Here is an 11,399-nt window from a genome sequence, read left to right on the forward strand (position 1 = left end):
GGCTAGTTCGAGCTGAGCGAATCGAGCCAGCGCCGGAGGTGCGCGGCGGTCTCCGCCGCCCGTTCCTCGATGATCGAGAAGTGGTCTGCCTCGATGTACTCGGCCGGTGCACGGTGTTGCCAGTCGGGGACGGGGTCGACGTCCCCGAAGCCGCTCAGCGTCAGGGTGGCCCGCAGATTCAGCGTCGGCGCGGCGATCGGCTTGGCCTCGCGCTCGGGGTAGATCCGCACGTAGCCGCCCATGGAGACCAGGCCGTGGTCGTCGACGGGGGTCAGTGCGTTGCCCCGGGACAGGATTTGTCCCAGCGCGTCGGTGAGCACGAGGCGGTTGAGTTCGTGCTCGTCCGGGGAGTAGGTGTCGATCATCGCGACGCCCGCGAGCTCGCCGCCGTCGTCTTCGATCCGCCGGGCGACCGCATGGGCGAGCGCACCACCGGCCGAATAGCCGATGAGCGCCACCGGGCCTCGCTCCAGTTCCGGCGCGACGGCCGCGGCGAGGCTCTCGATCGCCGCCGCCCAGGTCGCCGGCAGGTCGTCACCCGCGCGCATGCCGGGCAGCCGCAACACACTGACCTGACGCTCGCCGCCCAGTTCGCGGGCCAGGCGGGCGAACTGGTGCGGGCCCGATCCCGCCAGGAACGAGGGGATGCAGACCAGTGCCGGTGCCGCGGCGCCGCGCGCCAGGAGCTGCGCATCCGGGCGCTGTGCAGCGGCCTCGCCGACGGAGTACGCGGTCATCAGAGCCGAGCTCGCGATCAGCAGGGGCATCGCCCCTTCCAGCTCACCGCGGCGATGCGCCGCCGACACCAGGTCGGTGATCGTGCCGCGCACGCCGGCCGGTGCCTGCCCGACCACGCCGGCCTCGGACTCCTCGATCAGCGATCGCACCAGTTTCGCCACGTCGGCGGCGGTCGGGTGGTCGAAGATCAGCGTCGACGGCAGCGTCAGCCCGGTCAGCTGGGCGAGCCGGTTGCGGAATTCGACGGCACCGAGGGAGTCGAAACCGAGCTCGGTGAACGGCGCGTCCGGGTCGATCGCGTCGCCGGACAGGTGGCCGAGGATCGCCGAGGCGACATCGCGCACCTCTCGCAGGATCACACCGTCGCGGTCGGCGTCGGGCAGTGCTGCCAGCTGCCGCGCCAGGCCGACACCGGCACTCGCGGTGGCCGGGGGCACCCGGACCATGCCGCGCAGTACCGCGGGCAGGGTGCCGCCGCGCGCCAGGTCGGTGAGCGCCGCCGTGTCCAGCAGGGCCGTCGTCGGTGTCGCCCGATCCGTCGCGAGCGCGTTGTCGAACAGCGCCATCCCGGACTCCGGGTCGATCGGGATCAGGCCCAGCCTGGCCCGGATCTGACGGGCGTACTGCTCGGCGCCGTCCCCGCCGAGTATCCCTGCCATGCCGACGGTCCACAGTCCCCAGGCCAGTGAGTGCGCGGGCAGGCCCGCGCTGCGCCGCACGCGTGCCAGCGCGTCCAGGACGCTGTTCGCGGCGGCGTAGTTGCCCTGTCCCTGTCCGCCGAGCAACGGCGCCGCGGACGAGAACAGCACGAACGCCGACAGATCCAGGTCGCGGGTCAGCTCGTGCAGGTGCAGTGCCGCATCGGCTTTCGGTGCCAGCACCCGTGTCGTCTGCGCGGCGGTGAGGGTGTCGAGCGTGCCGTCGTCCAGGACGCCCGCCGCATGGATGACGGCGGTCAGCGGGGCGTCGGTGTCGATGCCGGCCAGCAGGGCCTCAACCGCGGTGCGTTCGGTGACGTCGCACGCCACGACCCGGACGTGGGCGCCGAGGTCGGTCAGCTCGCTGACGAGTTCGGCGGCGCCGTCCGCGGTGGCACCGCGCCGCGATGCCAGCAGCAGCCGCCGTGCGCCGTGCGCTGCGACCAGATGCCGGGCGACGATCGCGCCGATGCCGCCGGTGCCGCCGGTGATGAGCACCGTGCCGTGGCCGAACGACGGTGGCACGCCCGGTTCGGTGGCGGGCAGCCCCTGCAATCGCGGTGCCAGGAGCCGGCCCTCGCGCACGGCCAGGTGCGGTTCGTCCTGGGCCAGGGCGTCGGCGAGCGACTTGACCGGCAGGGCGTCGCCGTCGTGGTCGATGAGCAGGAACCGGCCCGGGTGCTCCGACTGTGCGCTGCGCACCAGGCCCGCCACGGCGGCTCCGACCAGATCGGGTTCCTCGCCGGGCAGCCCGGCGGCCGTGCGTGTCACGATCGCGAGCCGGCCTGGGTGTTCGGCGGCCATCCAGCCCTGCAACAGTGCGAGGGTCGTCAGCACGCCGGCGTGTATGTCCGCAGCGCCGGCACCGGTTCCGCGGGGCGCCGACCAGACCACCGTGTCGGGGACATCCCGCAGCACGGCGAGTTCCTCGAGATCGGCACAGCATGTCGGGGGCTCAGGAGCCTCGACGGTCGCCGGGTCGCCGAGCACGACGACGCGCCCGGTGTCCGCCTTGGAGACGGCGGGCACGGCGGACCACTCGAGGTCGAACAACGGTGCCGCGCCACGCAGCCGGGCCAGCGCCCGCCGCTCGATCGGGCGGGACCGCACCGACTCCATGCTCAGCACGAGGGCACCGGTCGCGTCGACCGCCTCCACGCTGAAGGTGTCCGGTGCGACGCGGGCGATGCGGGCGCGCAGGGCACCCACGCCGGACTGTGCCAGCTGGACACCGTCGAAGGCGAAGGGCAGCGGCACCCGGCCGTCGGCCCCGGCCCCGGCCCCGGCCCCGGCCCCGGCCCCGGCGAGAGGGTCGACAGCCGCGTGGAACACCGCGTCCAGCAGTGCCGGATGCACTCCGAAGGCGGTGGCGCGCATTGCTGTGTCGGTGTCGAGCGCCAGATCGGCGAACACTTCCTCCCCACGCGACCACGCGGCGCGAACACCCTGGAACACCGGGCCGTACCCGAAGCCGAGGTCGCCGAGCACGCGGTACACCTGCTGCCCGTCGACCGGATCGCCCGCGACCGGAGGCCACACCTGGGACCAGCCCGGTGCCGCGGCCGGCGCGACGGGCGTGAGCAGGCCACGGGCATGCAGCACCCAGGCGTCGGCGGCGCGGGCGTGGATGGCCACGGTCCGGTGCCCGTCGGCGTCGGATTCGCCTACGGCGAGCTGAATATCCACGGCACCATCGGCCGTGAGGATCAGTGGCTCCGCGAGCACCAGTTCCGCCAGGCGCGGCACGCCGAGCCGGGCGCCTGCGGCCAGAGCCAGTTCCACGAATCCGGTACCTGGCATCACGACCGCGCCGAAGACGGCATGGTCGGCGAGCCATGGGTCCGTACGCAGCGAGAGCCTGCCGGTGAACAGCCACTCGTCCTTGCCGGCGAGCTGCACCTGGGCGTGCAGCAGCGGATGGTCCGCGGAGTCGGCACCGGCGAGCGGCGCGGCGGCCTCTGCGGGCAGCAGCCAGAATCGTTCGTGCTGGAAGGGATAGGTAGGCAGCGCGATCCGCGCCTGCGGTCGAGCTCCGAAGTAGGCCGCCCACCGCACCGGCAGGCCCGCGCAGTGCGCGGTTGCCAGCGCGGCGACCAGCTGCTCGGGTTCGGCGACTGTGCGACGGGATGCCGCGACCACCGATGCGCGCGCTGCGCGGTCTGTCGCCAGCGTGGCGCGGGTCATGGTCGTCAGCACCGCGTCCGGGCCCAGCTCGACCAACAGGCGCACACCCGAATCGAGCAGTGACCGCACCGCCGGGGCGAAGCGCACCGCCTCGCGCACCTGCCGTACCCAATACTCGGGCGTGCCCACCGAATGGTCGGCGAATGCGCCGGAAACCGTGGAGCACAAGGGTATGCGTGGCTCGTGATACGTCAGGCCCGCGGCGATCTCCGCGAACTCGGTCAGCATCGGGTCCATCAAGGCGGAGTGGAACGCGTGGCTCACCCGCAGCCTGCTGGTCTTGACGCCCTCGGCCACCAGCCTCGACTCGAGCGCCGCCACCGCCTCGGTGTCTCCGGAGAAGACCACCGCAGCGGGAGCGTTCACCGCGGCCAGCGAGACCGCGGCGGCTGCCGGATCGGCGTTGACCGCCGCCAGCAGCTCCACGGCCCGCCCCTCCGGCACCGCGGCGGCGAGCATGCTCCCACCTGCCGGCAGCGCCCCCATCAACCGGCCCCGGGCCGCAACGAGTGCGCACGCATCCGGCAACGACCACACACCGGCCACATACGCCGCGGCCAGTTCGCCGATCGAATGCCCGGCCACCACATCCGGCGTCACGCCCAACGACTCGACGAGGCGATACATCGCCACCTCGAAGGCGAACAACGCGGGCTGGGTGTACTCGGTGCGGTCCAGCAGAGTCTCGTCGGCCGCGCCGAACATCACATCCCGCAGCGCATGCCCCAGGTGTGCGTCGAATTCCGCGCACACCTCGTCCAGTGCGGCCGCGAAAACCGGGAACGCCCGGTACAACCCAGCGCCCATCCCGATCCGCTGCGCGCCCTGACCGGTGAACAGGAACGCTGTCGTGCCTGTCTGGCCGGCTCCGTCGGCGATAACCGGTCCCGACTCGTCGGCCGCCAGGCGCGCCAAGGCCGCCAGCAGCGTCTCCCGGTCCGAGCCCACGACGGCGGCGCGCTGCTCGAGCCGCGCGCGGTGCAGCGCCAGCGTCACCGCGACGTCGGTCAGGTCGAGCTCCGGACGTTCGCTCAGCGTGTCGTACAGACGGCGCGCCTGGGTCCGCAGCGCGGCAGGCGTCCGCGCGGACAGCAGCAGCGGCATGGCCGCCGGGCGCGGTGGATCGACCGGCCGCGGCTGGACCGCGGGCGCCTCTTCGAGGATCACGTGCGCGTTGGTCCCGCTGATCCCGAACGACGACACTCCCGCCCGGCGCGGACGCTCCGCGACCGGCCACGGCTCGGCCTGGGTCAGGATCCGTACCGCGCCCGCCGACCACTCCACGTGCGGCGACGGCTCGTCGACATGCAAGGTGGGCGGCAGCATCTCGTGCCGCAGCGCCTGCACCATCTTGATCACACCGCCGACACCGGCAGCCGCCTGCGCGTGCCCGATGTTCGACTTCAACGACCCGATCCGCAGCGGCTCGGCGCGATCCTGTCCATAGGCGTTGATCAGCGCCTGTGCTTCGATCGGGTCACCCAGCGTGGTGCCGGTGCCGTGCGCCTCCACCGCGTCCACCTCGGCCGCGGCCACCCCTGCGTTGACCAGTGCCTGGGCGATCACCCGCTCCTGGGACGGACCGTTCGGCGCGGTCAAGCCGTTGCTCGCACCGTCCTGGTTGATGGCGCTACCGCGGATCACGGCCAGCACCGGGCGCCCGTTGCGCTGCGCGTCGGACAACCGCTCGAGGGCGAGCACGCCGACGCCCTCCGCCCACGAGACTCCGTCCGCGGCACTCGAGAACGCCTTGCAGCGCCCATCAGGTGACAGCGCCCGCTGCCGGGAGAACTCCTGGAACAGCATCGGAGTCGACATGACCGTCACCCCGCTGGCCAGGACCAGCGACGCCTCCCCGGCGCGCAGTGCCTGCGCCGCCAGATGCAGGGCTACCAGCGACGACGAACATGCCGTGTCCACCGTCACCGCCGGTCCTTCGAGACCGAGGGCGTAGGACACCCGGCCGGAGACGACGCTGCCGCCCGATCCGGTCGCCAGATAGCCTTCCGCGGCACCGTCGGCGGCCTCGCGCGCCGTGTAGCCGTAGTCCTGGTACATGACACCCGCGTACACCCCGGTGTCGCTGCCCCGCAGTGAGGTCGGATCGATACCGGCGTCTTCGAGCGCTTCCCAGGACGCCTCGAGCAGCAGCCGCTGCTGCGGGTCCATCGCCGCGGCCTCACGGGGGCCGATGCCGAAGAAGGCGGCATCGAAATCACCTGCGCCATGCAGGAATCCGCCTTCTCGGGTGTAGATCTTGCCGGGTTTGCCGGGGTCGGTGTCGTACAGGTGGTCGACGTCCCAGCCGCGGTCGCCCGGGATCGGGGTGATCGCGTCGACGCGCCCGGCGATCAGTTCCCAGAGCTGGTCGGGATTGCCGACGCCGCCGGGATACCGGCAGCTCATGCCGACGATCGCGATCGGCTCGTCGGCCCTGGCCTTGGCCCTGGTCGAGGCGGGGCGCGGGCGTGTCGGCGCCGAACCGTCGACCCGGGTACGCAGGAAGCCCGCGACAGCGGCGGTGGTCGGATAGTCGAACACCAGGGTGGACGGAAGCTGAACACCGGTGGCGGCGGTCACCTTGTTGCGGAACTCGACTCCGCCGAGCGAGTCGAAGCCCAGTTCCGTGAACGGTGTTTCGGGGTCGATGGCGTCGGCCGACTCGTGGCCGAGGACCGCGGCGGCGATCGCGCGGACCTCATCGCGGATCAGCGCCTCCCACTGATCGGCGGGGGCGTCGAGCAATCGCCGGCGCAACGGGCTGTCGGCGATCTGGCCGCGCGACGGTACATGGATCAGGCCGCGCAGCACCGCGGGCAGCGTGCCGAGCCGGCCCAGCGCGGTGAGGGCGGGTGTGTCGAGCAGCGCGGTCATCAGCATCGGTTCGCTGGCGGTCAACGCATCGTCGAACATCCGCATGCCGGTGTCCGGCTCGATCGGGGACAGACCGAGACGGGTGCGGATCTGACGCACCAGATGTTCGGCACCCGGGTCGTTCAATGCCTCGGCCATGCCGCGCTTCCACAGCCCCCAGGCCAGCGAATGCGCGGGCAGACCGGCGCTGCGGCGCGCCTGGGCGAGCGCGTCCATCGCCGCGTTCGCGGCCGCGTAGTTGCCCTGGCCCTGCCCGCCGAGCAGCGGCCCGGCGGAGGAGAACAGCACGAACGCCGACAGGTCCATGTCGCGGGTGAGCTCGTGCAGATGCCAGGCGGCATCGACCTTCGGGGCGAGCACCCGGTCCACCTGCTCGGCGGTCAGGGTTTCGATGGTGCCGTCGTCGACCACGCCCGCGGTGTGCACGACAGCGGTCACCGGTTCGTGCGCCGGTACGGATTCCAGCAGCGCCGCGACTTCGGCGCGATCGCTGACGTCGCAAGCGGCGACGCGCACGTCGGCGCCCAGCGCGGCCAGTTCGGTGACCAGCTCCGCGACACCCGGCGCGGCGGAGCCGCGGCGCGAGACGAGCAGCAGTCTGCGCACCCCGTGCCGGGTGACCAGGTGGCGTGCGGTGACGGCGCCCAGTCCGCCCGCGCCGCCGGTGATCAGGACCGTCCCCTCACCGAAGGGCTCGCCGGTCGATTCGACGGTGGTCGCACGGACCAGCCGCGGTGCCACCGTGGCGCCGTCGCGGATCGCGAGCTGGGGTTCGTCCGTGGCGACCGCGGCGGCGATCCGCTGGTGCAGGTCCGCGGGGTCGTTGTCGTCGAGGTCGACGTTCACGATGCGCCCCGGATGTTCCGATTGCGCGCTGCGGACCAGGCCGCGGACGGCCGCTGCCGCGGGGTCCGGCGTCTCACCGGGCAGACCTGCTCCCTTGCGGGTCAGCACGATCAGCGTCGAGTCGGCGCAGCCCGGTTCGGTGAGCCAGTCGCGCAGCACCGCGAGGGCGTTGTGCACGGCGGTGTGGATGGTCGCGGCGACGTCGTCGCCGTCCGCCGGCGCCGCTTCGGGCGACCAGAGGACAGCCGCGCCTGCGTGGCCCCCGCCTGCCGCGAACGCCGCGACATCCTCGAACGTCTCGGCGCAGCCCGCGACGGGTCGCCCCAGCGCGACCAGCTGCCGGTCCGGCACCGCGGGCGCCGTCACCGGCGTCCAGTCGATCGCGTAGAGCGGGCTGCGGGCACCGGCGAGAGCGCGGGCGTCCGCGGGGCGGGCGAGCACAGCGTCGATCGACAGCACCGGGGCGCCGGTGGCGTCGCAGGCGTCGATGCGCACCTTCTCGGGACCCGAACGGATGACGCGGGCGCGGACCGCGGTGGCACCGCGCCGGTACACACGGACGCCGCCGAAGGAGAACGGAAGCGGCAGCCTGCCGTCGGGGAGGTCGTCGGCAAGCACATCGATGGCAGCGTGGAAGGTCGCGTCCAGCAGCGCCGGATGCACCCCGAAGCCCGCCGTCCGGCCCGCTGTCGTCTCGTCCAGGGTCACCTCGGCGAACACGTCGTCACCACTGGTCCAGGCGGCGCCCACGCCTTGGAAGCTGGGGCCGTAGCCGAATCCCAGGTCGGCGAGCCGGTCGTACAGGCGCGTTCCGTCGATCGGCGTGCCATCGGCCGGCGGCCAGTCGGGATCGGTCCAGGCCGGCGTCACGCAATCGGCGGGGGCGAGGGCGCCGGTGGCGTGCAGCGTCCAGTCCGGCTCGCCTGGGTTGGACGGTGCGGTGCCGGTGACGGCACGCGAGTGGATCGACAGGCGTCGGCGGCCGGTGTGATCGGGCTCGGTCACCGAGACCTGCACGTCCACGGCGGTGGCACCGTCGAACAGCAGCGGCGTCTCCAGGACGAGTTCGTCCACGACGGGCAGTTCCAGGCGGCTGCCCGCGGCCAACGCGAGATCCACGAACCCGGTGCCGGGCAGAAGCATCGCTCCGAAGGCCGTGTGGTCGGCGATCCACGGCTGGCTGGCGGTGGAAAGCCTGCCGCTGAAGAGCCATTCGTCGCGACCGGCAAGGGGCGCGGCGACGCGCAGCATCGGATGATCGAGCGCGGACAGGCCGGCGCGGCCCATGTCACCGAGCGCGTCGTCGTCGGGCTGCACCCAGTAGCGGCGATGCTGGAAGGCGTAGACAGGCAGGTCGAGGAGGGTGACCGGCCTTCCTGGTGACAGCGGCGACCAGTCGACGGTGATGCCCGAGCAATGGGCGGCGGCGAGCAACCGCAGGAACTGGTCGACCTCGTCGACGCCGCGCCGTGACGCCGCCGCGACCAGCGAGCGGGACGCCACCTCGTCGATCAGTGTCTGGCGGGTCAGCGCCGCCAGCACCGCGTCCGGACCCACCTCGACGAACCGGCGCACGCCGTCGTCGACGAGTGACTGCACCGCCGGGGCGAACCGCACGGCCTCGCGCACCTGCCGCACCCAGTACTGCGGCGTCAGGAGCTCGGGACCGGCCGGCGCACCGGACACCGTGGAGCACACATCCATGCGTGGCGCCCGATACGCCACCGATCTGGCGACCTGCTCGTACTCGGCGAGCATCGGCTCCATCAACGCCGAATGGAAGGCGTGACTGACCGTCAGCCGGGTCGTCTTCACACCCTCGTCCGCCAGCCGGTCCTCCAATGCGGCGATCGCCGCCGTCTCGCCCGAGAACACCACCGCCGCGGGCGCGTTCACGGCCGCCAACGAGACCGTCCCGGCCGCGAGCAGTTCCAGTGCCCGCTCCTCCGACACCGCGGCGGCGAGCATCGCTCCATCGGTCGGCAGCGCGCCCATCAGTCGACCACGGGCGGCGACGAGCCGGCACGCGTCGGCCAGCGACCACACCTCGGCCACATAGGCCGCGGCCAGCTCGCCGATCGAATGCCCGACCACCACATCGGGGGTCACGCCGAACGACTCCAGGAGGCGGTACAGCGCCACCTCGAACGCGAACAGCGCGGGCTGGGTGTACTCGGTGCGGTCCAGCAGAGTCTCGTCAGCCGCGCCGAACATCACATCCCGCAGCGCATGCCCCAGGTGTGCGTCGAATTCCGCGCACACCTCGTCGAGCGCGGCGGCGAACACGGGGAACGTGGCGGCCAACTCCGCGCCCATCCCTATACGTTGGGCGCCCTGACCGGTGAACAGGAAGACCGTCTCGCCGGTAGCGGCGACGCCTGACACGACCTGCGGGGACGCCGAACCCGCGGCCAGGGCCGTGAGGCCGGCGAGCAGAGCGGCCCGGTCGGCGCCGAGCACCGCGCCGCGCCGGCCCAGCTGAGCGCGCGCGGTCGTCAGGACGGCAGCGACATCGGCGGCGTCCGCCTCGGGGTGGTCGGCGAGCCAGGTCACCAGCCGGCTCGCCTGTGCCTGGAGCGCGGCCTCCGACTTGGCCGACAGCAACCACGCTGCCGGCAGCGCCGGTTGGCCCGGCACCGGCTGCAGTACATCGGCATCCGGATCGGCAGCACGGTCGCGCGGCGCCTCTTCGAGGATCACGTGAGCGTTGGTCCCGCTGATCCCGAAGGACGACACACCCGCCCGACGCGGACGATCAAGCTCCGGCCACGGCTGAGCCTGCGTCAGCAGTTCCACCGTGCCCGCCGACCAGTCAACCTCGGGGGTCGGCTCGTCCACGTGCAAAGTCGAGGGCATGACCCCCTTGCGCATCGCCATGACCATCTTGATCACGCCCGCGACACCCGCCGCGGCCTGCGTGTGACCGATGTTCGACTTGACAGAACCCAGCCACAACGGGTTGTCGTCCCCACGGGCCTGGCCGTAAGCGGACAGCAGCGCCCGAGCCTCGATCGGATCACCCAGCCGTGTACCCGTACCGTGCGCCTCCACGGCATCCACCTCGGACGCCGACAGCCGCGCGCTGGCCAGCGCGGCCCGTATGACCCGCTCCTGCGCAGGCCCGTTCGGCGCGGTCAGCTGGCTGCTCGCACCGTCCTGATTCACCGCGGAGCCACGCATCACCGCCAGCACCCGATGCCCGCTGCGCTCCGCGTCCGACAGCCGCTCCAGCACCAGCACGCCCACGCCCTCGGCCCAGCCCGTGCCATCCGCCGACGACGAGAACGCCTTGCAACGCCCGTCCGGCGACAACCCGCGCTGCCGGGAGAACTCCACGAACGTGCCGGGTGTCGCCATCACGGTCACACCGCCGGCAAGCGCCATCGAACACTCACCCTGACGCAGCGCCTGAGCGGCAAGATGAAGCGCGACGAGCGAGGAGGAACACGCGGTGTCGACCGTCACCGCCGGCCCTTCCAGGCCGAAGGTGTAAGCCAGACGACCCGACGCGACGCTGCCCGCGCTTCCGGTCAGCATGTAGCCCTCGAAGCCCTCGGGCGCGCCCGGGCGGGAGCCGTAGTCGTCGTACATGACGCCCATGTACACCCCGGTACGGGTGCCCCTCAGCGTGGTCGGGGCGATGCCCGCGTGTTCGAAGGCCTCCCAGCCGGTCTCCAGCAGCAACCGCTGCTGGGGGTCCATCGCCGCCGCCTCACGGGGGCTGATGCCGAAGAACTCGGCGTCGAACCGGTCCGCCTCGTGCAGGAAGCCGCCTTCGCGGGTGTACGAGGTCCCGAGGTGGTCGGGGTCCGGGTGGTACAGGTTTTCCAGGTCCCAGCCGCGGCCGTCCGGAAAGGGACCGACCGCGTCACGTTCGGCGCTCAGCAGCTCCCACAGGTCGTCCGGGGAGGCGATTCCGCCCGGGAGTCGGCATGCCATGCCCACGATCGCGATCGGCTCGTGTGCGCGCTCCTCCAGATCCTGCACACGCTGACGGCTCTCCCGCAGATCGACCGTTGCCCGCTTGAGGTAGTCGCGAAGTTTCTGCTCGTTGTTCAT

Annotated in this window: 1 protein-coding gene; it reads right to left on the reverse strand. The window is 72.3% G+C overall.

The annotated features are described in order from the left end of the window. Positions 1–2: 2 nt before the first annotated feature. Positions 3–11,399 carry a type I polyketide synthase gene (locus ABTX60_RS22545; RefSeq protein ID WP_352098790.1) on the reverse strand — a complete coding sequence of 3,799 codons (11,397 nt, stop codon included), beginning with the start codon at positions 11,397–11,399 and terminating at the stop codon, positions 3–5.

This window comes from Streptomyces sp. NPDC126510 (assembly GCF_040302345.1).
Classification (GTDB): Bacteria; Actinomycetota; Actinomycetes; order Streptomycetales; family Streptomycetaceae; genus Streptomyces.

Coding starts and splice junctions, on each gene's coding strand:
- ABTX60_RS22545 (WP_352098790.1), bottom strand. CDS start 11,399: ATGAACAACGAGCAGAAACTTCGCGACTACCTCAAGCGGGCAACGGTC.